Raw genomic sequence first — 25,322 nt, forward strand, 5'->3', positions numbered from 1 at the left:
GCTGTCCTTTATCGTTATTCCGGCAATTTGAGAACTTGTCCGGGGTAAATAGTATCTGAAGTCAGGCCATTGAGTTTCTTAATCTCCGGATATCTTGTTCCTCTACCGAGTTCTTTTTCTGCTATTCTCCATAAGGTGTCGCCTTTTTGCACTGTATAGGTTCTATTGCCCTTGTTATCAGGAATGCTGTTTACAATTACAAGGTTTTCTTTTGCTACCCAAGTGTTTATGCCTGCGATTTCTTGACCACCGGATTTCTTAACCTTTTTGCCAAGCAAAACACATTCTTTACCACCTTTTACGACCGGCTTGCCTTTGTATAAAGTCTGAGTGACCCTGTGGTAATAGTCATTTTTGACCCACGTTGGAACTGCCACACTGCCGGGGTAGTAATTCTTCGCGCTGTCCTTAAACTCCACCATGTCGCCAATTCCAATATCCGTATTGGTATCTGTACTGTTCTCCAGCGCTTTTTTCACTGCTTTTCGGAAGGTGTCCATACTCTCCCCATGCTTGGGGAACCAATGCATCACATCAGCATGGTTGCTGGCAATACCGAGCTTATATCCTTCGGAGTGGCAGATGATGTCATTCTCATTAAGACCGTACTTCTTGCAGAGCATAACGCAGAGTTCAACAGCATTCTGCCACGCTTTACGGAAATAATCTTCCTGCTTTGCTGCATCATAACCCACCATTACCGACCCGGATTTATACGAAAACCCAGCAGGCTCACAGATTTCAAAGCCAATATGGGTATTGTTTGCTGCTCCTCCCGCATGCCACCCGCGATGATCCCAAGGCAGGTATTGCCAAACCTCCTTATCGTCTACAAAAGCGTGAACACATACCTGCCTATTTATTTCGCCGGCCTTGTAAGATTTGTTCCAACGGGAAAACCACTCAGCCGCCATTACACCCGGCACAGCCGTCGAATGTACCATGATTCCTTTAGGCGTGATTTTGCGGCCTGCTGTATAGCAATCGTTTCGCGTCATGTATTTAGTAAAAAGCTTCATTTCTTTTCATCCTCCTCATTTGAGCGGCCATGCAGTTGTTCCAATGCGTTCTTCAGCTTTTCAGGAATGGGCAGTCCTATATGTGCTGCATTCTCAAGAATTGAAATTCCCTCGTTACTCAGGTAAAAGAAAATCACCGCTGTCCGGATTGCCCCGCCGTTGCCGAGCACCTGGCTGTCGATTATGTGTCCCACACCCACAAGTACAAATATAAGCACTTTCTTAAAGATGCCCTTGGCTCCGACTTCACTCGAAAGCTTTTTGTCTACAATGGCACACATCACGCCGGTCACATAGTCAATGGCCACAAAAGCGATGAGCGCATATAAAAATCCATCCAGCCCTCCAAGAAACCAGCCAAGAAATCCACCAATAGCAGTAAAAACCGCCTGTACCCAGTTCCATACTGTTTTCATTGTCTTAAACCTCCGTTCAACTTGAGTTTTGCATATAAAAAAGCGCCCTGCCTTAAAGCAAAGCGCTGAATATATAAAACTTTTAACCTATATTTGCTTCGGAAGCGCCTCCCACAGCCGCATATCCTCCTGCCCAAGCGACCAGATGGCTATACCTCGCAATTTCCATCGATAAGCCGCTTCGTTTGCCCAGTAAACAAGGCTGTCTGCATCCTGATAATACAGAATAGAAAAACCATCCGCATCTCCGAGGAAGAGACGGGATATCCAGATATTGATGTCTTTTGATATAATTTTTACTTCATAGTCATTACCGCAGGAAAGCGTCAAAAGCTGCGAGTGGAAAAAATCATAGTCCATCGAAATGTCCTCATTGCGAGTTGCCGATTCCTCCACATCGCTATTTACTGAAAACACCTGAAATTCATCATCCCACGTGACACCAGTGCGAGCAAGCCTGCCAAAGCTGGTTATATTTCCATCCGGAAGTTCCACATCAAAACGCTCGTATGGTTCATATACCCACGCATCGCCCAGCCGCAGCAGCTCGCATACCGTCCGGTTGTCCGAGCAGTACCCTGCATAACCACTACCACCGATTACATTCACTGTGAAACGCAGGGTTGAAGCTGCACCAGAATATACTCTTACCTTATTGCCGCGTTTTCGCATCTCTATAGTATACATATTCGGATTAGCACGAAGATCGGCATCTGCAGTTTTTGAGAAACTGGTGGAATAGCTACCAAGCAAGGAATTACCTTGATAAAGCTCGACTCTTTGCGTGTCATAATTTAAGCAGCAGAAAATATCCCCAAGGAACACCCCAGCCCGTCCACTGCTATTTTGAGGGAAAGCCAGCCTTGCCCGGATATGAATATCGGAAAACCCGTCGTATTTCCATGCAAGTTTGCCATATCCCTCGAGCTGGGAATATGGGCGACTTTCTGTGCTTTCTGGGTCTTGCCAAACATCCCATTCGCCGTCCAACACAGTCCAGTAATTTTCAGGCAGGATGTTCCTGTCCCGAAAATCCTCATACCAAATAAGCGCCGAGTCGGGTTTTCTTCGCAACATTTCAAATGTCAGTTTAAAACCTCGATCCGGCTCAACCATCACACCATTTACATCCTTGAACCGACGAGGAGAGAGCATAAAGCTGGCTTCACCGGCAAAGGGATACTCCGAAAATCCACTGCAAACCCTAAAACCGTAAAACTGGACTCCCGGCACACCACCGCTTATGCTGACAGCATGCGTTCCCTCTTGGAGAAATACACCTTTTGCAAGTGTCAACCAGCAAACTCTTCTCCAGTATGGCCACCATAAACGGTTCTCGCTGAAAGTCTTTGATTCACCATCAAGGGAAACGATAATCGCATTTTTGTCCCAGTAAGGAAAGCAAAGCTGTACTGCAATATCGTAATATCCCGCTTCTGTTATCTCAAAACGGTACTCTGCTGACGCCTGGTCATCTCCAAGTGAGGCCATCTCATCAGTAATAATGACATTTCCTTCGTATTCATCCGGAACTCCGTTCCTGTCAATATAAATGGTTCCGAACTCCGCTTTCTGCTCCTTGCCATAGCTTGTCAAATATCTTCGCCTGTTATAAACCCCTTTTAGCAGCGGATATTCCCAGGATACAGCATCCCATCCTTCCATATAATCATATACATGAGGAAGAGCCCAAGGTACTTTGTTATAGTCGTCCCAGTAGGCCACAATAGGAATGAACGGTTGGGGCGGTGCATCGCCTGTGAAATTGTAAACCCCAGTCATCCAGTATTTTGCCGCATAGTAGGTATTAGACACCCCTCGATAGGTTATTCCAAGGTTTTCAGGTGTATCATGAATCCTCCAGTTCCAGCCATAAGCAGGCAACCCCATGAATATCTTATCGTGTGACATAACGGAAACAGCATAATCATATATGCCCTCAAGCCAGTCACGAGGAGATACTGGGCCGGGAGCAGAGCCCGCCCATGCCATGCCATAGCTCATGATGGCGGCGGTATCGCAATAGTCGTTAAGATCGGCATAAACACACCAGTTTTCACCGCCCACCGAGCCTTGAACGCCGGTCATACCAGGCAGGCAGATGTTGACAAGCTTTGTTGCATCGTAAGACTTAACTGTATTGTATATATCCCTAAACAGCGCATTCGCCGCATCCTTGTTTTCATAACCGCCGCCGCGCTCCAGGTCAATATCTACCCCAGCGCACCATGGATACTTGTTCATTATTCGGATGATTTCAGTGAGAAACTTATCCTTTGCACCGTTTTTGTTGTTGCGAAGTGCAGTAAAAATATTGGCTATTCCATGATTCATAATTGTGAGCAGCCACTTAATGTGCGGCCATTTCTGAATATACGGAAGCATGCTGCTGATGCTGGTACCGGTTTCAGTGATTGTGCCTGTTGCGTCAACCTCAAAAGTAAAAATGCCTACCGTATCAAAGCGGTCGCCGTAGTCTCTAAGCGCTTCATACATTCGGGCATTACCCATAAAACTCCACACCATGCACCGTTTGCCTTTTAAGAAATCCCTCACAACCGATCACCGCCCTCTTGCATCTCCTGAAATTCAAAGAGTACCCGCGCCGATTTTCTCTCTTCCAGCTTCACCATATGTTTGCTATCCCATGCCGCAGAGTATTGATAAAACCCATCCTTAGGAGTCTGACTTCCGTTTTTTAGGCATTGGCGGGTGGAAGCCTTGAGTGTCAGCTCATCGCCTGCATTAACCGGGTCAAGGAACTTTACCTTATGCGCGCCCATACCTTGGGACATTTCAATACTTCCTGCGGCCATATACTGTATAGGATAGATATAGCAGTCAAGACCAGCAGAAGTTTTGCCCAGGTTGAATAAGACTACAGTCTCCGCTGTTCGCACCACACCGTTATAATGCCGGGGCGGAACTGGCTGCCCGTTTTCCTGCATTTTCGTTAGCATCTTGCTCGTGTGGACGGTATAGCCTGTCAGCTGATCTCCATCCTGAAGCTGCAGGTCGGTGAAATAGATAATTCCGTTACAGTCGGAAATCTTGAGTGTCACAGTTACGCTCACCACATGATTATTGTTTTTTAATTGTATGGTTTCTGCAAACCTTGAAAACTTCATAGTTTTTTCCTCCAAAACCATTTGACAAACATAGGCATTAATGCTAAACTATAATTTGATTTTATATTTGGAGGCTAGTATACACCTATGTATGGTATTTTTCGTATTCGTAAATAAAAGTGCACAGAAAGAAAGATAGCTCATAGCAGCATCTTTGTTTTTGTGCACCTTTTTCGATTACGAAAAAACGAAAGAGGTGTATTTTTTATGCCCCAAAATAGAAAAAAAGGGACAACTCCGCCCATTTGGGTATCTCAAAACTTTTTAACAAGTTACAAAATTATCAACAGAATTATTCGCAGAACAACCCTTAACAAAAAAGATCATGTTATTGAAATTGGTCCGGGAAAGGGTCATATAACAGGTTTCTTGATAAAAAGATGCCGGAAAGTTTCGGCAATTGAAATTGACGGCCGTTTATATAATAAATTGACAGCAAAATTCAAGGACGTCAAAAATATCCGTATATATCATCAGGACTTTTTGAAATGGAAACTTCCTAATTATGAAGATTATAAAGTTTTTTCAAATATCCCTTTTTGCTTCACTACGGATATTATGCGAAAATTGACGGAATGCAAAAACGCACCTTCTGAAGCATGGCTTACCATGGAAAAAGGCGCAGCCAAACGTTTTATGGGTGAGCCTTCAGAATCATTGCGTTCTCTGCTTATAAAGCCCAAGTTCGATTTAGATATTGCTTACTATTTCAGCAGGGAGGATTTCCATCCCAAACCAAGCGTTGATGCAGTACTTCTTCACCTTAAGAAAAAGAGCCAACCGGACATACCCGCAAACCAGTGGTTTGCCTATGAACAATTTGTTTCAAAGGCACTAAAATATGGATTCCGCAGTCTTTTTACAAGCAAGCAGTTATCTAGGGCATTCCGTCAGGCTGGTGTGCAAAATAAAAATATTACTCCTACAGAGATTCTTTATGTTCAGTGGCTCTGCCTTTTCCGATGCTACTGGGAGCATGTGTTAGGCAGAAAATAATTTTAGCGGCTCATTACCCGTCTAATGTCCACTGAATTTCGCATACATGCCCGATCCATCCAGTGGAAACCGAACCGCCCTGAAGCAATAAGTCTGTAAAGTACACTGTGCCGGTGCAGTCAGTGACGCACAGCCTGATGGTGATAGATTTGACTCTGCTGATACTTTTGGGAGAAATACTGTGTGCAATCTGATTGAAATATGCCATATCATCACCCTCAAATCAGGTCTATAAATCTTGTTTCTGTTGTACCGTCCTCGTATTCAATGACTATCTCAACACCAACTTGGCCGTTTTCGCCCTTTTCAAGGTTTTCGGAAGCAATCTGCGCTGAAAATGTATAACTTTTACGTGTTGCTGGGTATACCGTCTGTGACAGACTCTTTGTCATACCAGGTACACCAACAGCCTTGAAGGAAGCAGTTCCCGAAACACCATTCTCAGTATCCACTTCAAAGCCGGAATTGACCCAGTAGGCAAAACCATCATCCGCTCTGGAATTGCGCAGATGGTTGAATGGCACCATATCTTTAATTTCCTGACGGTTTATCAACTCTGCTGAGGACAGCGCATCCGCTGCCTTGTCCCACTGTGCTGAAGAATCGCCGAGTTCCCGCAGTTTAGTTGAAAGCTCAATCACTGTTTTCCATGGTTCCTGCAAGTTATACTGCCTTCTCACAACACGAGTCTTTACCAAAAGGCCTAGTTCTTTATCGTCCACTGTAACAATATCACCCAATTTCCATGCTTCGTGCTCATAACCGGTTAGCGCAGATAAATCCATTGCAGACAGTACATAAGAAACGCGAGGCTTCGAATATTCTGCAAGCCGCATTTTTGCATATTCCAGCATCTGATACGGATTTGTAAACGACGAACAATCAAGCGTCGACACCCTCACTTCACTGGAAAAAGTGTAATCTTCCACGTATTCCTTACCTCCATTAATTGAAGCGAAGGTCAATCCGTCCTTTCCATAAGCATAGAGCCTTGTCACTAATTCACGTGTATCGACTACCCGCTGAATACTTTTCAAATTCTTTCTATATGAAAAAAGCGCTCCGCTATCAGTACCACTAAAAGTCAAAAGGTGTACCTGGCGGTTGGCGCTGTCAAACACCAGATCGCCGCCATAAATATTCTGTACGGTGCGAAGGATGGATAAGGCATTTTTTTCTGTACACTGCCATGTCCGTTTCGTAGTGACAGTAACATTTCCTACTGTCCAACCTGTACCCAAAAGTGCATATTGCATCGGAACATCTGCAGTATCTGCATTGAATTCTCTAGGTTCTTTTTCCGCACTGAAAGACAGATCGTAAAATACCGCTTCAGCATATACTTGCGTAATAACACGCCCATCTTCGCTTTTATTGTCCGTTAAGGTTCGGATCCGGTAAATGTCATTTACGATTTGCACTTGTTTTTCATTTTCCAGTGTGCTTCTTTTTGGATCATGGAACGGAAGCTTGAATTCCAGCGTATCCGCGCCGTTCACCTCACCAGTGACAATGATATCAAAGGCATTTTCAAGAACAGCTTCCCATGCTCCGTTTTTGTCCAAAATCACAGGACGGGCAAAGCCTAATTTCTCATAGGGCGCTTTCGGTATATCATGAAGCTGTATTTCCAGAAGTTTTGGCGTCCTCAACGGATCGCTGCTGGTAAGGGTAACACGGAACCTTATATATTGCCGATTTGGCGATTGAAGTTCACCGCTGGTTCCCACAGCCTGCCATGCAGACCATTCTTCAAGATCATCGCTTGTGCTGGTCTCTACTAGAGACACTGAAGTAACACCTGCAGTATATTCGCTTGTCACAGCTACACGACCGCTGCCCGATAATGCACATGGAACCGCCCTTGTATAAAGTACGCCACTTGCAGGATACTCGCCATCTGTTGCTTTAAGGGTGACTGCGCCAGGCTCTGCCAAAGCATCTACATCCGAAGACGCATCCCCACCGTTTGCATGTAAAGACGACTTAAAATATAGCAGCAAATCATCAGCTGTAAGCTGTGAGTCCGTTTCCAGAAACCAGTCGTCGAAGCCTCCGGCATAGTAGTAGGTATTTGCATGCATCCCCATAATAATGTCTGCTATACATTCCCGATTCAGCTCTCCCGAAAAGGAACGCACAGGCGACACCCAGGTTGCCCCGTCGCTGCGATCGCATATGATGTTCTGTACCTTTTTGTTGCTTACTTCAATGATGGAGGCGATAAAATACCAGCCGCCGTTTTTCAAGGTAATGGTAGCTGTTTCACTCTGGTCGTAGATTAGTGTGCCGGAGGAGTTATACAACATAAGCCTAAGTCTCCCTTGATAAAGTGAAACATAAAAAATTGGCTGACCTGGTCCTTGGCGGGTATTGAATATGGGTATATATGTCTGGCCGACCGAATAGGTGGTAGGATTAATCCAACCGCCTACAACAATCTTTTCGCCCAGATTGCTAAAGAAACTCCCATCATTTTCTGCTATAAGATGGGTCTTTTCAGAAGTCGGATTAACAATATTTTGCCTGAAGTATCTTCCGAATCTTCCAGCAATAAGGTTTGCCGATGTCCCTGACCAGCCGGAGATGGTAAAATGTCTGCCATGTCCCGATGAGTCTATAAGCTGAAGATTTTCGTCTGGTGTTTTTTCATTAAATCGCCATAAAGCAGACGTCCTTGATGTTACAGGAAACTCACCGGTAAAATCCTCTTGGCTCGTTAGAATTGATTTTATCGCCATGTTATCACCTCCATCTGCTTTTTGCCTGTATTTTTAACTCAGTAAAGGTCGCGTTTTCTGCGGCAATCTCAATATGATTAACACCTTTCCTGAGAATTGGAAAATTCAGATCCTGCAGGCTGGGAAGGCCATTTCTCAAGGTTCCGCCTGTTTCATCAATAACCTTAGCTGTTACCATGCCGGAGTCGACAATCAGAGTTTCACCTTCAGATAATGAGCCAACAATTCTCAATTCCTCGTCGTTCGTAATAAGCGAAATATAGCTTGATGAAGACATTGATATTAAACCCTTCAATAGATAAACCGGATTGGAATCCGCATTTCCTTTAACCCTCTCCAACTCATGCAGACCTGTTTCAGAAAGAACAAATACCTCATCTTCCAACGCATAAGCATATGGGTCGGGACAAACAAACCGAAGTTCAAAGCTGCCCGCTGTCCGCAGTAATCGCTCACAGTCAACCGCTTCTGATAAGCGAGCCATGAAATATCGGTCGGGCAAATCATCTATAACAAGTTGTTTAAGCCCGTTTTCCGGATTTAACCATTCAGCAACATTATCAAGAACCGATACAAGATCGGCAAAACTGCGCTGGGGAAGCACACTACAGCTAATTATTATGTTTCGTTCTGATATATCGCAGCCAAAATCTGCAATACCTGCTTTGCCCGGCACAGTTTCAAATGAATTGCGCAGGGCAGGGGAGACCTGCCATTTGGTAAGTCTTGCTCGTATTTTCATACTTTGCGACGATATTCCATTGTAGATAAATCCCATATGCTTCCCTCCATTATGCTGTTATAAAACGTCCCTGCGCCCTTGAACCTGTCTGCATCAGGTTATATAACTCCTGTGAAATCCTACGTATGTCTTCTTCACCACGAACAATCATCTGCTGCACCACAACAAGCGGCCCAGAAGCTAAACCGCTAAATCCACCTCTTCCACTTACATTAATATCAGGAGATATATTAAAATCTGTCGGCACTGCATTTTGCATATCGTCTGCCACTCTGGCCATAGCCTTGTCAAATCCCTCACCAATACCCAGTGCCATATTGCCGCCAATACCTTCAAAAACAGTGGACGGAGATCTGATTCCAAGAAAATTCTTTACTCCATCAACAATACCGGAAAAGAAACCGGAAACCTTATCCTTAATCCAGCTACCAAGGCTTTTAATACCTTCCCAGATGCCTTTTACAATGTTCTTACCAATCTCAACCACTGAAACAACCGCCTTGCCCAAGCCTTCTATAATAGCCGCAACAATCTGAGGTAAAGACTTTACTAGTTCTGGAATGGCTTTCACAAGCCCGGCAGCAAGCTGTACGATAAGCGTAATTCCCAATTCTATGATCTTCGGCATATTGTTCGTCACAAAGTCAATGATTGTTGTAATTATCCTCGGCAGTGCTTCAATTAGTTCTGGCAATGCATTTAAAAGTCCCTGCGCCAGTCCCTGAATCAATGTAAAAGCAGCTTCAAGGATTTTGTCCATATTATCCAGCAGCCCTTGCACAATGGTGATCACTGCTTGAACTGCTGCTGGAATTAGCTCAGGTAATGCTTCTCCAAGCCCCATTACCAACGCTGTGATTAGCTGCACCGCTGCATCAATGAGTAAAGGCAGGTTATCAATGAGTGTACCTGCAATGGTCATGACTGCATCTACTGCCGCCGGGATCAGCTCCGGCAGCAGGCTCAAGAGAGTTTGAAGCACCTGAGAGAACAATTCAGTTACAGTTTGCAACAGCACGGGAAGCAGATCTTTGACTGCTGAGATAATTGCACCGGTTGCCTCCGGCAGAGCAGCCACTATATTTTCCAAAACCGGTACAATATTTTTAACTACAGCCTGAAAGGCATCCACAAGATTTTGTGTTAGGTTCGTCATATCAGCGTTCGCATTGCCAAGTCCTGCTATAAACGAACTTAGAGAGGCTTGTAAAAGACCAATGGAACCGCTGATGGTCTGGGTAGACTCTCTTGCGAAGTTTCCAGCATACTGTTCGGTTTTTTCAAAAAACATCTGCATGGCGATCTCGGCCTTTTCGGCATTGGTTGCGCTATTCCAGGCAAAATCCAGCCCTTTTGCAAGAGCATAAGCTTCGATGGTAGTGGCGTTCATGGCGACACCCAGATTATCCATCATGGTGAAGTTACCCTTGGCTGCGCCAGCGATGGATTCCATGGCAGTCTGCATGTCAATGCCCATAACCGAAGCCATATCTGCCGCCCGTTGCATGGCCTTCTCGGTAAGTTCCAGACTTTTTTGCTGATCGACACCAGCACCCTGAAACAGTGCGCCCATTTTGTTGGCGGTGGCAAGGTACTCGGATTGGGACAAGCCCAGATTCTTGTAGGCTTCTTCTCCCGTTTTTTGGATACGTGCAGCATATTCGCCAAACACAGCTTCAGAACCGCCAAGGTTCTGCTCAAGCTCACCAAACTGCTCCACGACCTCTTTTCCCAGCTTGATGGCAGCCGCGCCCGCTGCGGTCGCTGCAGCACCCATAGCCGCGCCAACACCTTTAAGAACGCTGCCCAGCTTCTCAAATTTCGAGCTGGATTTTTCGGCATTGTCTCCACTTTCCTTCAATTCGTCCCCAAGTTCGTCTGCACTTTCAGCAGACTGTTCGAGCTCGCGCTCCATTTTGTTCAGTTCGGCTTTTGCATTATTAAGCTGTATTTGCCACGACTGAGTACGTCTGTCGGTTTCTCCGAAAGATGAGGCGGCATTGGCAAGGGCTTTCTCCAAAGTAGCTATTTTTTCTTTCTGCAATTCGATCTCTTTGTTAAGCACCTTGTTTCTTGCAGTAACAGCTTCAACTGACTTATCCTGCTTGTCGAACTGAGATACGACCAGGTTCATTTCGCTACCCAGTACCTTAAAACTTTGATTGATCTCACGAATGGCGTTTTTAAATTCCTTTTCGCCTTCAATCCCGATCTTCAGGCCAAAATTGTCTGCCACATAACCGCCTCCTTTCCTGCAAAATTTTTAAATTCCGTAAGGTATCACATCATCAATGGTAAGCATACGCTTTGGTTTCGCCAGCCCTAAAAACTGCTTATGGCACTCCCATAAATCAAGCAGGTACCCAATAGGCATTAGCCATACTTCATCCTCTGAACGGTTGAGCTGGACAGTGCCGTAATATAAAAGCCGAGTGAACAATTCCTCATCGCTCACTCGGCCGGTGTGTTTTTTAAGTCATCCTCACTTTCAACATTTCTTTTGGTACCCTTGAACATTGCTTCCATGATAGCGTCTTTATATGCTGCCAGTTCCAAAGGAGATGTGAGAAGTTCCACTGTCTCTTCAGTCAGGAGTTCACGCTTATCCTGATTTTTAAGGTTGTGTATCAAAATGCTCTGGTTAGCCAGCAGTGTAATCAGCCATACCACTTCGTCAAGAGCCATCTCGAAGTTCTCGGTTTTCATCAGTTTCGTGCCGAGGTTTTCAAGACCGCCGTACCTTTTTGCAATCTCCTTTGTCGCTTTAGTGGTTAGAATAAGCTGATATTCTTCATCGCCGATTTTGATAATTGCGCTTCTGTCATTATCCTGCATTATTCGCTGCCTCCTCCCACAGCAAATACCGGCTCATAAACTTCCGTATACCAGCCGGTAATAGTTTCAGGCGATACACCGGGATCGTCTTCGCTGACCTCTGCCTTCCAAGGGTGCTTTCCCTGGCCATCTGGTTTGTTACGTCTCATGACTGTCCCTTCAATGGTGGGTGTCGAAAAGGTAATGCTATCACCTTTCGTTTGCAGATTTGTTGCCGGGATGCCGAATTTCACCCTGTAAAGCCAAAAATACCTGTACTTGCCGTTAGCTTTCTTGGCTCTAAAGCCAATTGCCACAGGCGCGCCTCCATCCTCGCTGGTGGAAATCAGCACCTTATTGTCATCAAGAGTGGCTCCCGTCAAAACCTCAGCAGCGTCTACTCCGATATCTGCAACACCAAGAGTCAGTGTGCCGCTTTGAAATTCCTTGACCACTTCTGCCGCCCCGTCATCGGCATAAAGTGTCGCCTCTGCCAGCTCCACAGAAAGTTCTGCCGAAATAGCCTTAGCCAGCGGAACAGGCGTGTCGTATGTCTCTTCTCCGTTTTCATTCTCGGTTATTTTGGCATAATATAACCTGTCCAGTCCGATTGTGGCCATGTTTTTCATTCCTCCTTTACTTCATATTCTTTTGCCACATCAATGGCATAGTGGTGATAGCCGGTATCGTCCTCATGGCCTATATACCGCCTGTCGGTAATGGTAAAGCCTGCTTGAAGCAATGTGTTCACTATTTCGTTTTTACGGGCAGTGTAGTTTCCCTTTATAAATAAAGACAACCTTACCTCCTGGGTTTCTACCTGAGGCCGGTTGTCTGCAAAAACTTCAAATGTATCTGTCATCGGAGTTATGACAAGGTACTCATCCGGCGGTACACCGCTAAATACCCCGGTTTCAATGGGGATACCCAAACCATCCAATAACGAGTTTAATTCTGTCAATATGCTCATATACGACCCAGCTCCTGTTCCAGTCTTGACTTCATTGCTTCGATGCAGGACTTCCTTGTAGCTGATTTTGCCGGTTTCAAAAAGGGCCTTGGAGGCTGCCCGGACTTGCCATACTCAATAATATTAGCAATCTTCGCATTACTTTCCCCATCCTTCCTTGGTTCAGTAAAGCCGATTTTTATGTTGTGGTTTCCATCCCTGTCCTGTTTGGCAGGAGAGAGTCCCAAAGCATTTACCAATTCACCGGTTGCTCTGGACGGATATTTAGTGCCGCTCCCGATAACTGACTGAAGATTGGACTTCACTTTTGAAAGAACCACTTCCCCGCCTGCTTCCAGCACCTTAGGTATGATTTCGTCTGTTCTTTCTCCAAGTCTGGATAACTTGAGCAAGAACTCTTCCGGCATTTTAACTTCCACCTTAGCCACGTTGCAGCCCCTCCTTTTATGCTTTGCTTGATTTCACCTTTTCCGCAAGCACCTCAATATACATTCCGCGTCCCTTCACATCCTCAACACTGATAATGTTGTACCTGCCATCGCTGCAAACGAGTACAAGATCTGTGGTAACTTCCAGGTTAGGTATCCTACGGAAGCGGAACAGGGCAGACGCCTGCGAAAACGCCGCCCTGTTTGCCCATTTTTCACTGCCATGCCTATCTTCCTTGTATGCCCTTACCGAAGCAAGAATGACATCACCTTTTTCAGTAAAACCCTCACCGTCCTTAACCGGCTTGACTGAGATAATGTCCACGAAAGTTTTCATTTTCCCAAGGCCCATATTTACACCTTCCAATCCCGGTCGAGCCGCAGCAATAGATTAACTGTATTCCATACCTGCTGTCCAGCCTGCACACTATCCCCAAAAAAGCCAGCCGTCGAGCCATCCCTGCTTTCATAAAAATGGCTCGACAGCATAATGACAGCCTGCTCAGTAGTAGGCGGCATGGGGTTTTCGGCATAATATCCTTCAGGCTTTTTCTGGTAACTTTCCGCATAGGCCACTGCGGCTTTGATATACTCTTGTAAAAGTGCGTCATCTTCGCTGTGCTGCAATATGAGGTTTGCTTTAACCTTCTCCAAAAGTTCCATGCCGCAGCACCTCCGTTTTCATTAAGTTGATTTCTGCTGCAGTATCTTGACTGCTTCAGCCAGTACCAGCTTGCCATCTACACGCTGGGTTGCCATGAATCCAACTTGTCCGGTCGCAGCATACAACTCATTAAGCCGCTTAAAAACCCTGCCTTGACGGTCTGCCACCCAGTAATAAGAAAAATCGCCGAATACAATCGTTTTTGCTCCGGCGGCAATGGCTGGCATAAATGCAGAAGTTTTAACTGGACGATTGAGGATAGTATCCGGTGTTCCAGCAGTTACAGAAGGCTGCCAGAGATACTGACCGTTGTTGTCTTTGAGCTTCCTTATAGCTTTAATTGTCGAATCATTCATAATGAATACAGCGTTCCTGCGGTACGGAGACTTTAGGCTGTAGAACAAGTCCATGATCTCGTCAAGGGTAATGGCTGTTGCACTCGCCGCAGTTACTCCTATCTCGCCACCGCCGTTATCTGCCAAGATACCGGTTGGCTTGCCAGATCCGTCACCGATAAAAAATGCTTCCTCCTCTTTTGCTCCGATTCGGCGGGCGAATTCTTTGGCTATATACTGCTCAAGGTTGAATACACTATCGTTTAACAATTCCTCTGACACCTTGATCATAGTAGCCAGCTTATATGCGCCGATGGATACCTGTGCAAAGGAGTCATCGCTTTCGGGAATCTGGCCTTCCTCATCCACCCAGGATGCAGTACCCTTGCTTGCCACCACAGGAATTTTCTTGTCACCGCTGGACGTGGTAATAACATTGGCAATCTGCCTAAAGATATTCTCCTCCTCCAGTGCTTCCACAAGAGTACGCTCAAAGTCGTCGGGAACAAGATATCCACCTTCGGTGTCCTCTCCAATCTGCAGCGCGTTGTGTACGTCATATTTGCGCCTGCCGCGCATCATGTTCCAGAAAGACTGCCTGTACTCATCGCTGGCACGTCCGGTTTTTTCATTGTTGCCAGATATGGAAGTGGGTTTGTCTGTAATAGGAATATTCAACGGTTTTGACAGTTCCAAATCTATGGCAGCCTGACGCTCAAGACGCTCTATTTCTTTGCCCAGCGCAATAACGTCGGCTTCCATTTTTTCATAAGTCGCGGTATCCTCCGGTGAAAGCAGTCCGTCGTTCCCGCGTTTGCTGTCGAGGAAAGCTTTAGCAGCTTCCCATACTTTAGCGCGTTTTTCACGCAGTTCCAGTATTTTGCTCATAATCAAATCCTCCTTAAGGTTTTAATAAAAAAAGCCGCTTTTCAAGCGACTCAATCGGGGTTCCTTTTGGTTTTTCTTTGGGTTTAAGCTTTTGCAGGATGGAATTTGTTACTGCCTGCCTGCTGAAGATCATTCCTCCTGATACTTCAAACTCGGATGGGAATGATTCATCCTCCATAAACAAGATTCCATCAGCAAAGCCAAGTTCCACCGCTTTTCTTGCGTTAAACCAGCTTTCTGCATCCATTAGGTGCGATATTTTTGCCCTGGAAAGCCCGGTTTTCAGCTCATAAGCGTTGATGATGGATTCCTTTATTTCTTCCAGCATTGCGATAGCTTTCTCCATTTCTTCTGTATCACCGATGGCTATTGTCATTGGGTTGTGAATCATCATCATGCTGACTGGTGACATAAAGACGGCACCTCCGGCCATGGCTATAACCGAAGCAGCGCTGGCTGCAATACCGTCAATCTTTACCGTCACCTTGCCTTTGTAATCCATCAACATGTTGTAAATTTGATTAGCTGCAAATATATCGCCGCCAGGGCTGTTGATCCAGATCGTTATATCACCCTCTCCGGACAACAGCTCGGATTTGAACTGCTTGGGAGTTACTTCGTCTCCCAGCCAGCTTTCTTCAGCTATTGGGCCGTCAATATATAATGTCCGGCTGCCATCATCGTTTTGTATCCAGTTCCAGAAGCGGCGAACCGGTTTTTGTTTTTGTGATTTGTTCAACTTTTGATCCCTCCGTTTCAGCATTGTTTTTGCCTGCAAATGTACCTGCATCGGCAAGCCTGGTCATGTTACCGTTAACAAGATACAGATCTCCGCCCAACTCTGCCGGGATCCGGTTCATGTCCTCAAGCTCGCGGATATCGTTAGCAGACATCCAGCCGTTCTGTCGAGCTACAGCATAACCATTCATGCGGCTTGCATAATCACCGCGCAGAAGGCCATCTACATTGAATTTGACAAAGTATGCCCGCTTCTCTGATGGTAAAAGCAGCGCTTTTTGGAGAGCCTGTTCCCAACGCACCACCCACGGGTCAAGCGTGTATTTAACAAATTCCAGAGATTGCTGTTCGATGTTTGAAAAGCTTGACTTTTCAAGATCTCCAACCATATGGGGAGGTACTCGGAATATCCGAGCAATTTCATTTATCTGGAACTTTCTTGTCTCTAAAAACTGTGCCTGTTCGGGTGGAATGCCGATTGGTTGAAACTTCATTCCCTCTTCCAGAACTGCAATGCGATGAGCATTGGCACTTCCTTGATAAACAGCGTTCCAGCTTTCCCGCACCTTTGCCGGATCCTTTAGTACACCGGGATGTTCCAGAACGCCACCCGGATTTGCTCCGTTGGCAAAAAAGGATGCACCATACTCCTCACAGGCAATAGCCATACCTATGGCGTTCTTGGCCATAGCAATAGGGGAGTATCCGATCAGTCCGTCAAAACCGAGTCCCGGGATGTGAAGAACCTCATCACTTCGTAGGTATATAAGGCCTGCTTTTGGATTAACCCTACTCTCATCGCTGTCGCGCCGATAAGTGTAAAACAGTTCTCCGTTTGGAGCCCTGTCTACCGTCATTTTGTTTGGCAAAAGTGGATAAAGCGCCAGCACTCGTCCAGAACCGTCCCTAATAATTTGAGCGTAAGCATTTCCCCATAAAAGAAGATGGCTCATCAGTGTTTCTCGGAACACGAATGAAGTCATCTCAGGGTTTGGTTCGTCATGGAGTAAATAATAGAGCGGGTGGGTCAACGCTTTTTCTTTGCCACCGTCTTCTTTATAGCGGTACACATGAAGCGGAAGCCCGGCGATGGCTTCTGCAAGTATCCTTACACAGGCATACACTGCAGTTGTCTGCATAGCAGTCCGCTCATTGACAGCTTTTCCGCTGGATGTGCCGCCGAAGAAAAAGCTATATGCATTACCGAACAGGCTGTTTTTCGGCTTATCCCTTGCTTTGAACAAACGGGAAAATACACTCATATAATCAACAGCCCCCTTTCATCATAAATTGATCCGTTGCGTTCATCCCCGTCATGCCTTAACGCGCGGTCAAGCGCCATAATTAACGCTACCGCACCATCTATTCTCTCGGTGGATTTTTCTTTATCCGGCTTAATGTTTCCGGCGGGATCGGTTTTGACATAGATATTGTCCATCATCCACCGCAGTACTGGATTACCACCATGGGCGATGCGTTCTTCCAATGTCAGCTTCATCAACTCTTTTGTAGGCGGCGACATATCCTTGAAACCCTGACCGAATGGAACAACCGTAAACCCCAAAGCCTCGAGGTTTTGCGTCATCTGAATTGCGCCCCAGCGGTCAAAGGCTATTTCCTTAATGTTATATTTCATTCCGAGTTCCTCAATAAAGGTTTCGATAAAGCCATAATGCACGACGTTACCCTCAGTGGTATATAAAAAGCCTTGCCTCTCCCAGACATCATAAGGCACATGATCTCTCCGCACACGCTGATCAATATTCTCCTCCGGTATCCAGAAAAAAGGTAGAATCTGATATTTATCAGATTCATCAAGCGGTGGAAACACCAGCACAAAGGCGGTAATATCGGTAGTAGATGACAGGTCAAGTCCTCCGTAACAGGTTCTGCCGCGCAATTTTTCTGCATCAACAGGAAACGCACACTTATCCCATTTATCCATTGGCATCCAGCGCACCGATTGTTTCACCCACTGATTTAAGCGGAGCTGACGAAATAAATTTTCCTCTGCAGGATTTTGTTTGGCATTTTCACAAGCCACTCTCAGTTTTTCGATATCAACTGTAATGCCCAGTGACGGGTTAACCTTTCTCCATACCTTTTCACTTGTCCAGTCATCGGTATCGGCTGCGCTGTAGATAACAGGGTAGAAAGTCGGATCTATCTTACGCCCTTGAAGAATATCCTCTGCTTTTTGATGTACTTCCCAGCAGATGGAATTGCGGTCTGTGCCAGCAGTTGTAATCAGGAAAAACAGCGGTTGTTTTCTTGCATCGCCAGATCCGTGAAGCATTACATCATAAAGATCCCTGTTTGGCTGAGCATGGAGTTCGTCAAATACCACACCATGGACGTTTAGGCCATGTTTCGTATATGCCTCCGCTGAAAGCACCTGATAAAAACTGCCTAACGGTTTATAAACCAGCCGCTTCTGTGACAGCATTGGTTTAATTCGAGATTTTAATGCCGGACACTGTTCCACCATATCTACTGCAACATCGAAAACAATGGATGCCTGCTGACGATCAGACGCACATCCATAAACCTCGCCACCATGCTCGAAATCACCACAGGTAAGATATAAAGCAATTGCCGCTGCAAGTTCGCTCTTACCCTGCTTTTTTGGAATTTCTATATAGGCAGTGTTAAACTGCCTGTATCCGTTAGGTTTCAAGATTCCGAATATATCCCGGACAATCTGTTCCTGCCAGTCAATTAATTCAAAAGGCATTCCATACCATTCACCCTTGGTATGCTTCAGGCAGTTTATAAAAGTAACAGCGGCATCAGCCGCTTCCTTGTCATATCGAGAACCTTCCGCCATAAACTTGGTTGGTTTATACCGTTTTAACTTCCGCAGCTTTGCCGCCTCCTTTCCTAAAATTGAGCAAGAAAAAAGGAACCTCATGGATGAAGTTCCTCTCTAAAGTGGATTTCTATGAAACTTGTTACGTTATAAACGTTATCGTTTGCCTGTCAGGATAAACTCGGCATATTCTTTCTTGTGTTCATTAAGAAATACTACTAATTCATAAAACCCCATTTTATATGCCTCTTCCTGTACTCTTGGCAAGTCAAACATATTACAGGCACCGCTGTCCCGTATGGCTATAATCTGCCGATAAATCTTATCAGTTATCAGATTCTCGTTACCCATGTCCTACACCTCTGACTTCTCTGCCGCTGAAATTGAATCTCTTACCGCTTTATTGAGAAACGAAATATCAAAACCCGCATCTATATAGCCCTGCCGAATCACCTCGTAATAGTAACGACCCGGTGCTCCCAAAGGTCTACCTTCATTCATGATATACACCATTGCGGGTACCCACTGCCCTTTGAAACGTACCTTAACCGTTTCTTTCCGGTATAGATGCGGATAACCTTCATATCTGTCCAGCGCCTTCTCATCATTAGGCGTGATTCTCCAAAGCAGTACCGGTACGCTTTCACCTTTTTGTTTTTCTATTGTCGCTACTGCGCCGCCGTTCCCGCCTCGGAACAACAGCCGGTAGCCTGTGAGTTTTGCACTCCCCAACACCTTCGCCGTTGGACAGCGGTATGCCATTTGCTTCAAGTTCAGGTTGCTTCCATATGCTAAATATATTGTTCCTTTTTCTTTGCTCATCGTATCATCCTCCTTGTGTGTACCGCAGGCTAGGGGCGGCTCTCCGCCCCCAGCACCCGGTTATCTATGCTGCCCGAAACCGCCATGCCGCGTTGCCGTCGAGGTGTTTGCAAAGGTGCTCCCGGCAGTTTTTGAACTCGTCACCGATAAGCCCTATGCGGTTGAGGTATGTCCGCATGGCAAATTTCTCATTTTCAACCTGCGGCTTCTTGCTGGAAGCGCATTTTTGGGTCAGGGCCTGATGATTTAGCGCCAGGGCAAGCACTACGTAGCTTCTTATTTTCCCCGCATGAAGTTCGCTGTTGAAACCGCGAAGTTCAATCGTCCCGTTGCCGTTGAAAAAACTGTGCAGGTTCAGAAAATGGTACCTGCTGTTGTGGTAATGGGTACTCCGGCTTTCGCTGTAACCCTCGTACCAGATGCTCTCAATTGCCGCCATGGTTTTGGGCTTACGCCGGTTCATCTTTTCAACCAGTGCCGCATCCATCTTCTTGCAAAACCGTATCCTGTCCGGCTCAATCTGCAATGCCTTATAGAAAAGATCATTCTTGCTGGCGATTATATTGATAAAATTGCGGATGCTGCGCGGCGTGTGGTTTGCCCCGTCTATATGGATATGGATTCCGCAGCTTGTGTTTGCAAAACCTCCCGCCTTGCGGAGCCTCCTTATCAATTCTTGCAGGGTTTCAATATCCTCGCGGTATGTCAGTATCGGGCTTACCAGCTCAACACTGTATTCCCGTCCTGCTGCTTCAATCCGACCGCGCTCCTTTTTCTGAGTCCGGATGCTCCCGTCACTCATGAATTTCCATACCCGTCCGTCCGGCGCAATAACCTTTTGGGTGTCGTAGTAATCTCCGCTGGATTCAATCCTCCCGCCAAGAAAAGCTGCTGCAGTTTTGGCCGCCTGCTTCCTTGTAATCCCTGTTAATTCTACCTCGATTCCAAATCTCGTTGTAAGCATTGCGCTTTCTCCTCGCTTTCTCTGTGTTTTCTGCCCTTTGGCAGTGTACATTAGGCCATTGAAAACACAGGATAGCAAGGCAATTCTGCATGAGTTTCCGCTAGATTTTGGACGATTTTTCGCATCTTAATTTGTGTACATTTACAGCTTCCTGATCATATCCACACCATAAGCTGCGCCCAAGGAAGAACCGCTGTCCCAGTTGATATGTATGGTTCCGATATCATCCACAAAAGAAACTGTACCTTGATCTCCCGGTTTCAGCTTAGAGTACGGATCATCCATGCAGATAAGCTCGACGCGTGTTCCCGGCGGATACTGCTCTTTAAGGCGGAGGACAGTTTCTTTTGAAGGATAATCTCTTACACTCATTGCTCGTCCTCCTTTCCAGGATAATATGCGGCGTACTTTGGATAATCCCTACCGTCCGGCATTACCAGCACTCCGTCAGACTGTCCCCGCCGCTTAACCAGCAAGCAAAGCCACACTCCATCCTCGTCAATGCGGCAAAGCCCTTTGTTTTCCTCAATAAATGTGCGGTCAACGTATAGGTCGGCAATGAAGTTGTCATAGTCAATCTTTGAAAGTTCGACAGTTTTCACAACTGCAAATCGTTTCCTCATCTCATACCGATGCGGCACCTTTAGATCCTCTATTCTAAACGGATGCTTGACAAAGAAGGCGGTGCTATGAAAATCATTCATTTTCGTCCACCGCCTTTGCTCTGCCTTTCCGGTACGCCCCGTTGCCGGACAGCCTTGAAAGCAGCACCTTGCGTTCGGTTTTGAAATCATCTCCTATAAATCCTAACCGAAGCAGGAAACAGCGAAAAGCGTATTTTTCATTATCTGCCGGTTTTTCGGTGCGCAGCACACGCTTCTGAGCTTTTGCCTGTTCTGCCATCTGCTTTACAAGCGTGATATACGTCTGCACCTCGTCGGCATTTAGGTTCGCGTTCCAGAAAGGGAAGGCAATCTCGTCATTTTCAGCTAATACTTCAAGTTCCCGGTCAAGCGACAGTGCTTTCTTAATTAACGTCTCTTTGCTGGCCAGCATATTTCTAAGGTTTTCAAGGCTTGTCTCGCCAAAGCCCTCCAAAGAAAGAGTAATTGTCATGGTTCCCTCTGCAGATAAACCCGCCATATTCAGCGCGTCAATAACGGGACGGATGCTTTTGATTTCATCAAGACGGATTTCCGGCGAGTGAACCACACTGTCCCTGTCAACCGTCCAGCTACCAGCAGTGCTCCCGTCGTTTACCTCATACGCAAAACCCGGCGCTCCGGTATAGCGCACCTGGCCTTCAAGGGCTTCAGCAATGACTAAAGCAATGGCTTTCCTATCCTGACCGACAACCTTCTGTGAAAAACGAAAGCTGTTATTGCTCATGCCGTTCACCTCCCCTCAAATAAGCTAAACCATTTCTGATTCCCATAAAAAATCCCACCTTTCCTTTTTGGTGGGGTACATTAACGCTCTGTTTTGAGGGGAAAGCAAGGATATTTTTAAGCAATCTGTGTTTCTGCGTAAGGAATTTTTTCGCTACCTGTCAGCAAGAATACTGAATCTGCTCCAAATTGTGAAACATAGCGCTTTACAATCACATCGCAGTATTTCGGGTCGAGCTCCATCATAAAACAAACCCGCCCGGTCTGCTGCGCTGCAATCATTGTCGTACCGGATCCGCCGAACAGGTCAAGGGCCAAATCTCCGGTATGGGAACTGTTGAGCATGGCCTTTGCCACAAGTGAAACCGGCTTCATGGTAGGGTGCTCCTCCGATACTTTAGGGCGGGGTATCTCCCAAACATCTGACTGTTTACGGTCTTTAAGCGGGCAAAGGCGTGTTCCTTCAAGCCAACCGTACCAGATCGGCTCGTACTGGGTATGATAGTCCTTTCTTGATAGTACCAAGCTGTCTTTTTTCCATATAATTGTGCTCGACCAGTGATACCCTGCCTCCCGCATGACGTTCATCAAACTGCCCCATTCCTGAGCACTCATTACCACATAGGTCATGCATCCGGCTTCAGAAACCTCTTTCATGCATTTAAAAGCGCGCAATAAAAAAGCGCCGAATTCTTCGGTGCTCATATTGTCATTTAGAATTTGTCTTGGCTTCCAGCTTGGATGCCTGGTATCTGAACCATAATCCACGTTCCAAGGCGGGTCAGTGAAAACAAATCTCGCCTTTTGGCCATCCATCAGCTTTTGCACATCTGAAAGCAGGGTGCTGTCACCGCACATCAGCCGGTGGCCGCCAAGTACCCATATGTCGCCCTTTTTAGTGACCGGAATTTTAATCTCTGCAATTGCCTTTTCTGTATCGAAATTATCCTCTTTGACATTAGCGGTTGTTTTATCGCGGAACAACTCGTCGATTTCTGCAGCATCAAACCCGGTAAGAGAAACGTCAAAGCCATCTTCATTTAAATCCATAAGCAGATCGGTCAAAAGCGGAATATCAAACTCGCCGCTGATTTTATTCAGAGCAACATTGAGCGCCTTTTCCCGCTGCTCATCCAAATCAACCACAACGCAGTCGATCTCCTTATATCCCAAGGCTGTCAGTACCTTATACCGCTGGTGCCCACCGACAATATTCCCGGTGCGTTTATTCCATATAACCGGCTCTACATATCCAAACTCTTCAATAGACCGACGTAATTTTTCATATTCAGGGTCACCAGGCTTTAAATCTTTCCGCGGATTATATTTAGAAGGTTTTAGTTTTTCTGTTGGTATTTTCAGTATATCCATAAATCTTAACCCTCCAGTTTGATGGCTTTTTCACCGGTGAATTCCTCCCAGCGCTTAACAGCTAAATCACAGTAAACAGGAGATAACTCCATCGCATAGCATTTGCGCTCGGTCTGTTCAGCCGCAATTATAGTGGTTCCGCTGCCCGAAAACGGTTCAAGCACGATTCCGCCCTTGTCGCTGTGCATTTTGATGCACCGCCATGGAAGCTCCACAGGGAACATTGCAGGATGCTCCTTGTTTGCCCGGACAGTGGTCATCTCCCATATCCCAGCATAGCCCCATTTCTTGCGTTCTTCCTTTGTAAGCCGTTTCACAAATTTATAACTGTGTCCCGCAAAGGCTGAAAGCCATACATATTCCTGATCGTTATATTCCTCAACTTCTCCTTTATTGCTGAAGGCTGAAATATACTCATACTGCTGAACCGGCTTGTTTGAAACAAGATGATAGGGTCCTACACCGAAATTTTGCCCTTGCTTCTTCCAAATGCGGATCCAGATAGGGCGGTAACCGTTTTCCAAAAACATGTTCACACTGTAAACACTGGTGGGTTCAATAAACTGAGAGCCGGTGGCATAGAGATCACCTAAGTTCCAGCAGACAATATCTGCATACCTGCACAGGTTTCTAATCACTGGGCGTACTGTCTCGAACCATGGTTCAATCCCTGCCTTTTCATATTCTTTGCCTACCCCATATGGAGGGGAAGTCACTGCCATCTGTGCGTGACACCCTTCCATCAACTTCTCAAAATCCTCATCCTTAGTAGAGTCGCCGCACATCAAGCGATGATTCCCGAGAAGCCAGATATCGCCCCGCTTCGTTACCGGCTCGCGCTGCACAATTTCCTCATGCGCTTTATCTATGTCAAAGCTGTCTTGTATCGCCTCTTTGGAGTACCATCGGTTAAGCAGTTCGTCTATTTCAGAAGCGTCAAACCCTGTAAGCGAAACATCAAATGCACCTGCGTCCAACTCAGCCATCAGTTCAGCCAGTTTATTCTCGTCCCACTCTCCCTGAATCTTATTAAGAGCAAGATTAAGCGCTTTTTCTCTCTGCAGGTCAAGATCCACAACGACGCAGTCTATCTCTGTCTGTCCCAAGTCCAGCAAAACCTTTAAGCGTTGATGCCCGCCTACCACATTACCTGTTTTTTGGTTCCAGATAACAGGCTCCACATAGCCAAATTCCTCTATTGACCGTTTTAGCTTTTCATATTCCTTATCGCCAGGTTTTAAATCCTTGCGCGGGTTGTATGCTGCTGGATTAAGTTTTTCAACAGATATTTTTTGTATGTTCATGCTGCATTCTCCTGTTCAATATTTTCTTAAGACCCTTTTTTGCGCCCTCACAATCTCCGTTTATTACTTGTCCCCGCAGAGTCTTAAACTGCTGCTTCGTTAAATGGTCTTTATATTTTCTTAGTTCCCTAAGAAAGATTGAATTTGTTTTATGCATCAGCCACCCCTCCTGGCTGTCAGGAGTTTTTCCATAACATCATCGTGGGGAGTAGCCCCCTTGTATTCGGTAGCACAGTTTTCCCGCACGACTTGATAAATTTGATACCACAGGTTATTGGCCTGTTTCATAAAGCTTTGACTCATAGCCACATAAGGTGACGGGATGGCATTGCCAGTTGTCGGATGCTTAGCAAGAAAGCCAAATTCAGTGATACATTCCTCGCACTGGATCCACCGCGCCACACTCTGGGCATATTGCTCTATAAGCTGCGCAGGGATAAGGTGAACACACCTGCGTTCCTTAAGCCACTGCCATGTTTTTTCGTATATTTCCACCGCCAGTGTTGTTTTTCCGTTCTTCTGCTTTGCAGCAAGATAATCCCTCGGTGGCGGCATGCTCTCTCCTTCCAGTTCCGCAGCATCCGTAAACTCCATTACCATGAGCTTTCGTCTGCCGGGGTTTCCTTCCAAAATCTTATCCGCCAGAGGCTTTTTCTTCTGTCCTGCACCGATACGTGCCCCGCCGCGGTTGGTACCGTCCTTTGCCATACACATCACCTCGATTCCTGTAATTAATTGGGGCCCCCCGCAAAGCCGCAGGCTTTGCGGGGAGAGGAGGAGCAACG

General features: G+C 46.1%; 28 protein-coding genes. 1 reads left to right on the forward strand and 27 read right to left on the reverse strand.

The features are described 5' to 3' along the window. Window positions 1–14: 14 nt before the first annotated feature. From SD1D_RS12560 to SD1D_RS07590, 4 genes are all read right to left on the reverse strand, one after another. On the reverse strand, window positions 15–1,019 hold the full coding sequence (locus SD1D_RS12560; protein WP_058258356.1) for an N-acetylmuramoyl-L-alanine amidase: 1,005 nt from the start codon (window positions 1,017–1,019) through the stop codon (window positions 15–17). Beyond that, window positions 1,016–1,435 (reverse strand): phage holin family protein, encoded by a 420-nt coding sequence (locus tag SD1D_RS07580; protein WP_058258357.1) that lies wholly within the window; start codon window positions 1,433–1,435, stop codon window positions 1,016–1,018. The genes SD1D_RS12560 and SD1D_RS07580 overlap by 4 nt, the downstream gene beginning before the upstream one ends. Before the next feature lie 87 nt (window positions 1,436–1,522). Next, window positions 1,523–3,961 carry a glycosyl hydrolase family 18 protein gene (locus tag SD1D_RS07585; protein WP_456298564.1) on the reverse strand — a complete coding sequence of 813 codons (2,439 nt, stop codon included), beginning with the start codon at window positions 3,959–3,961 and terminating at the stop codon, window positions 1,523–1,525. Between the two features lie 26 nt (window positions 3,962–3,987). Beyond that, a complete protein-coding gene (locus tag SD1D_RS07590) occupies window positions 3,988–4,563 on the reverse strand; it encodes a hypothetical protein (protein WP_058258359.1) in 576 nt (191 codons plus the stop codon). Window positions 4,564–4,770: 207 nt separating this feature from the next. On the opposite strand from SD1D_RS07590, the gene erm reads away from it, so the two are divergent. Beyond that, on the forward strand, window positions 4,771–5,559 hold the full coding sequence (gene erm / locus SD1D_RS07595; RefSeq protein WP_058258360.1) for a 23S ribosomal RNA methyltransferase Erm: 789 nt from the start codon (window positions 4,771–4,773) through the stop codon (window positions 5,557–5,559). 218 nt (window positions 5,560–5,777) lie between these two features. Here the strand turns inward: erm and SD1D_RS07605 are convergent, their stop codons facing one another. The 23 genes from SD1D_RS07605 to SD1D_RS07720 all read right to left on the reverse strand — a co-directional run bounded on the left by SD1D_RS07605 (window position 5,778) and on the right by SD1D_RS07720 (window position 25,245). After that, complete coding sequence (locus SD1D_RS07605; protein WP_058258361.1) at window positions 5,778–8,300, reverse strand: phage tail spike protein; 2,523 nt, start codon at window positions 8,298–8,300, stop codon at window positions 5,778–5,780. A 4-nt stretch (window positions 8,301–8,304) separates the two neighbouring features. After that, window positions 8,305–9,078 carry a distal tail protein Dit gene (locus tag SD1D_RS07610; RefSeq protein WP_058258362.1) on the reverse strand — a complete coding sequence of 258 codons (774 nt, stop codon included), beginning with the start codon at window positions 9,076–9,078 and terminating at the stop codon, window positions 8,305–8,307. Between the two features lie 13 nt (window positions 9,079–9,091). Further along, a complete protein-coding gene (locus SD1D_RS07615; RefSeq protein WP_058258363.1) occupies window positions 9,092–11,278 on the reverse strand; it encodes a phage tail protein in 2,187 nt (728 codons plus the stop codon). Between the two features lie 215 nt (window positions 11,279–11,493). Continuing rightward, the gene (locus SD1D_RS07625; RefSeq protein ID WP_003516030.1) at window positions 11,494–11,877 is read right to left on the reverse strand and encodes a hypothetical protein; all 384 of its coding nucleotides are present in this window, start codon (window positions 11,875–11,877) and stop codon (window positions 11,494–11,496) included. Then, window positions 11,877–12,485 (reverse strand): major tail protein, encoded by a 609-nt coding sequence (locus tag SD1D_RS07630; RefSeq protein ID WP_456298560.1) that lies wholly within the window; start codon window positions 12,483–12,485, stop codon window positions 11,877–11,879. Before SD1D_RS07630 ends, SD1D_RS07625 begins: the two co-directional genes overlap by 1 nt. After that, a complete protein-coding gene (locus tag SD1D_RS07635; RefSeq protein ID WP_058258365.1) occupies window positions 12,482–12,826 on the reverse strand; it encodes a hypothetical protein in 345 nt (114 codons plus the stop codon). Before SD1D_RS07635 ends, SD1D_RS07630 begins: the two co-directional genes overlap by 4 nt. Further along, window positions 12,823–13,218, reverse strand: coding sequence for an HK97 gp10 family phage protein (locus tag SD1D_RS07640; protein ID WP_456298561.1), 396 nt, complete (start codon window positions 13,216–13,218; stop codon window positions 12,823–12,825). The genes SD1D_RS07635 and SD1D_RS07640 overlap by 4 nt, the downstream gene beginning before the upstream one ends. A gap of 52 nt (window positions 13,219–13,270) precedes the next feature. Beyond that, window positions 13,271–13,606 (reverse strand): head-tail adaptor protein, encoded by a 336-nt coding sequence (locus SD1D_RS07645; protein WP_058258366.1) that lies wholly within the window; start codon window positions 13,604–13,606, stop codon window positions 13,271–13,273. A 2-nt stretch (window positions 13,607–13,608) separates the two neighbouring features. Then, the gene (locus SD1D_RS07650) at window positions 13,609–13,917 is read right to left on the reverse strand and encodes a head-tail connector protein (RefSeq protein WP_004400079.1); all 309 of its coding nucleotides are present in this window, start codon (window positions 13,915–13,917) and stop codon (window positions 13,609–13,611) included. Between the two features lie 21 nt (window positions 13,918–13,938). Further along, window positions 13,939–15,141: a phage major capsid protein gene (locus SD1D_RS07655; protein ID WP_028992638.1), complete on the reverse strand. Its 1,203-nt coding sequence runs from the start codon at window positions 15,139–15,141 to the stop codon at window positions 13,939–13,941. A gap of 13 nt (window positions 15,142–15,154) precedes the next feature. Further along, window positions 15,155–15,880, reverse strand: coding sequence for a head maturation protease, ClpP-related (locus SD1D_RS07660; RefSeq protein ID WP_058258367.1), 726 nt, complete (start codon window positions 15,878–15,880; stop codon window positions 15,155–15,157). Then, a complete protein-coding gene (locus SD1D_RS07665) occupies window positions 15,819–17,141 on the reverse strand; it encodes a phage portal protein (RefSeq protein ID WP_058258368.1) in 1,323 nt (440 codons plus the stop codon). The genes SD1D_RS07660 and SD1D_RS07665 overlap by 62 nt, the downstream gene beginning before the upstream one ends. Beyond that, complete coding sequence (locus SD1D_RS07670; RefSeq protein WP_456298565.1) at window positions 17,138–18,706, reverse strand: terminase large subunit; 1,569 nt, start codon at window positions 18,704–18,706, stop codon at window positions 17,138–17,140. Before SD1D_RS07670 ends, SD1D_RS07665 begins: the two co-directional genes overlap by 4 nt. Before the next feature lie 138 nt (window positions 18,707–18,844). After that, window positions 18,845–19,039: a DUF5049 domain-containing protein gene (locus SD1D_RS07675; RefSeq protein WP_014256686.1), complete on the reverse strand. Its 195-nt coding sequence runs from the start codon at window positions 19,037–19,039 to the stop codon at window positions 18,845–18,847. Between the two features lie 3 nt (window positions 19,040–19,042). After that, window positions 19,043–19,510: a gamma-glutamylcyclotransferase family protein gene (locus tag SD1D_RS07680; protein WP_058258369.1), complete on the reverse strand. Its 468-nt coding sequence runs from the start codon at window positions 19,508–19,510 to the stop codon at window positions 19,043–19,045. 64 nt (window positions 19,511–19,574) lie between these two features. Beyond that, the gene (locus SD1D_RS07685; RefSeq protein WP_058258370.1) at window positions 19,575–20,474 is read right to left on the reverse strand and encodes an amidoligase family protein; all 900 of its coding nucleotides are present in this window, start codon (window positions 20,472–20,474) and stop codon (window positions 19,575–19,577) included. A gap of 141 nt (window positions 20,475–20,615) precedes the next feature. Then, window positions 20,616–20,846: a DUF4314 domain-containing protein gene (locus tag SD1D_RS07690; RefSeq protein WP_058258371.1), complete on the reverse strand. Its 231-nt coding sequence runs from the start codon at window positions 20,844–20,846 to the stop codon at window positions 20,616–20,618. Beyond that, window positions 20,843–21,178, reverse strand: coding sequence for a DUF6329 domain-containing protein (locus SD1D_RS07695; RefSeq protein WP_046499172.1), 336 nt, complete (start codon window positions 21,176–21,178; stop codon window positions 20,843–20,845). The genes SD1D_RS07690 and SD1D_RS07695 overlap by 4 nt, the downstream gene beginning before the upstream one ends. Continuing rightward, complete coding sequence (locus SD1D_RS07700; RefSeq protein WP_058258372.1) at window positions 21,171–21,863, reverse strand: virulence factor; 693 nt, start codon at window positions 21,861–21,863, stop codon at window positions 21,171–21,173. Before SD1D_RS07700 ends, SD1D_RS07695 begins: the two co-directional genes overlap by 8 nt. 116 nt (window positions 21,864–21,979) lie before the next feature. Continuing rightward, window positions 21,980–23,233 carry a site-specific DNA-methyltransferase gene (locus tag SD1D_RS07705; protein ID WP_058258373.1) on the reverse strand — a complete coding sequence of 418 codons (1,254 nt, stop codon included), beginning with the start codon at window positions 23,231–23,233 and terminating at the stop codon, window positions 21,980–21,982. 5 nt (window positions 23,234–23,238) lie between these two features. Then, window positions 23,239–24,537: a site-specific DNA-methyltransferase gene (locus SD1D_RS07710; protein ID WP_058258374.1), complete on the reverse strand. Its 1,299-nt coding sequence runs from the start codon at window positions 24,535–24,537 to the stop codon at window positions 23,239–23,241. After that, window positions 24,512–24,694, reverse strand: a complete 183-nt coding sequence (locus tag SD1D_RS07715; RefSeq protein ID WP_004400063.1) for a hypothetical protein — start codon at window positions 24,692–24,694, stop codon at window positions 24,512–24,514. Before SD1D_RS07715 ends, SD1D_RS07710 begins: the two co-directional genes overlap by 26 nt. Then, a complete protein-coding gene (locus SD1D_RS07720) occupies window positions 24,694–25,245 on the reverse strand; it encodes a P27 family phage terminase small subunit (protein ID WP_003515999.1) in 552 nt (183 codons plus the stop codon). The genes SD1D_RS07715 and SD1D_RS07720 overlap by 1 nt, the downstream gene beginning before the upstream one ends. Window positions 25,246–25,322 lie beyond the last annotated feature (77 nt).

This window comes from Herbinix luporum, assembly GCF_900070325.1.
GTDB classification, from domain to species: Bacteria; Bacillota; Clostridia; order Lachnospirales; family Lachnospiraceae; genus Mobilitalea; species Mobilitalea luporum.

Coding starts and splice junctions, on each gene's coding strand:
- SD1D_RS12560 (WP_058258356.1), bottom strand. CDS start 1,019: ATGAAGCTTTTTACTAAATACATGACGCGAAACGATTGCTATACAGCA.
- SD1D_RS07580 (WP_058258357.1), bottom strand. CDS start 1,435: ATGAAAACAGTATGGAACTGGGTACAGGCGGTTTTTACTGCTATTGGT.
- SD1D_RS07585 (WP_456298564.1), bottom strand. CDS start 3,961: ATGGTGTGGAGTTTTATGGGTAATGCCCGAATGTATGAAGCGCTTAGA.
- SD1D_RS07590 (WP_058258359.1), bottom strand. CDS start 4,563: ATGAAGTTTTCAAGGTTTGCAGAAACCATACAATTAAAAAACAATAAT.
- erm (WP_058258360.1), top strand. CDS start 4,771: ATGCCCCAAAATAGAAAAAAAGGGACAACTCCGCCCATTTGGGTATCT.
- SD1D_RS07605 (WP_058258361.1), bottom strand. CDS start 8,300: ATGGCGATAAAATCAATTCTAACGAGCCAAGAGGATTTTACCGGTGAG.
- SD1D_RS07610 (WP_058258362.1), bottom strand. CDS start 9,078: ATGGGATTTATCTACAATGGAATATCGTCGCAAAGTATGAAAATACGA.
- SD1D_RS07625 (WP_003516030.1), bottom strand. CDS start 11,877: ATGCAGGATAATGACAGAAGCGCAATTATCAAAATCGGCGATGAAGAA.
- SD1D_RS07630 (WP_456298560.1), bottom strand. CDS start 12,485: ATGAAAAACATGGCCACAATCGGACTGGACAGGTTATATTATGCCAAA.
- SD1D_RS07635 (WP_058258365.1), bottom strand. CDS start 12,826: ATGAGCATATTGACAGAATTAAACTCGTTATTGGATGGTTTGGGTATC.
- SD1D_RS07645 (WP_058258366.1), bottom strand. CDS start 13,606: ATGGGCCTTGGGAAAATGAAAACTTTCGTGGACATTATCTCAGTCAAG.
- SD1D_RS07650 (WP_004400079.1), bottom strand. CDS start 13,917: ATGGAACTTTTGGAGAAGGTTAAAGCAAACCTCATATTGCAGCACAGC.
- SD1D_RS07655 (WP_028992638.1), bottom strand. CDS start 15,141: ATGAGCAAAATACTGGAACTGCGTGAAAAACGCGCTAAAGTATGGGAA.
- SD1D_RS07665 (WP_058258368.1), bottom strand. CDS start 17,141: ATGAGTGTATTTTCCCGTTTGTTCAAAGCAAGGGATAAGCCGAAAAAC.
- SD1D_RS07670 (WP_456298565.1), bottom strand. CDS start 18,706: ATGGCGGAAGGTTCTCGATATGACAAGGAAGCGGCTGATGCCGCTGTT.
- SD1D_RS07675 (WP_014256686.1), bottom strand. CDS start 19,039: ATGGGTAACGAGAATCTGATAACTGATAAGATTTATCGGCAGATTATA.
- SD1D_RS07680 (WP_058258369.1), bottom strand. CDS start 19,510: ATGAGCAAAGAAAAAGGAACAATATATTTAGCATATGGAAGCAACCTG.
- SD1D_RS07685 (WP_058258370.1), bottom strand. CDS start 20,474: ATGCTTACAACGAGATTTGGAATCGAGGTAGAATTAACAGGGATTACA.
- SD1D_RS07690 (WP_058258371.1), bottom strand. CDS start 20,846: ATGAGTGTAAGAGATTATCCTTCAAAAGAAACTGTCCTCCGCCTTAAA.
- SD1D_RS07695 (WP_046499172.1), bottom strand. CDS start 21,178: ATGAATGATTTTCATAGCACCGCCTTCTTTGTCAAGCATCCGTTTAGA.
- SD1D_RS07700 (WP_058258372.1), bottom strand. CDS start 21,863: ATGAGCAATAACAGCTTTCGTTTTTCACAGAAGGTTGTCGGTCAGGAT.
- SD1D_RS07705 (WP_058258373.1), bottom strand. CDS start 23,233: ATGGATATACTGAAAATACCAACAGAAAAACTAAAACCTTCTAAATAT.
- SD1D_RS07710 (WP_058258374.1), bottom strand. CDS start 24,537: ATGAACATACAAAAAATATCTGTTGAAAAACTTAATCCAGCAGCATAC.
- SD1D_RS07715 (WP_004400063.1), bottom strand. CDS start 24,694: ATGCATAAAACAAATTCAATCTTTCTTAGGGAACTAAGAAAATATAAA.
- SD1D_RS07720 (WP_003515999.1), bottom strand. CDS start 25,245: ATGGCAAAGGACGGTACCAACCGCGGCGGGGCACGTATCGGTGCAGGA.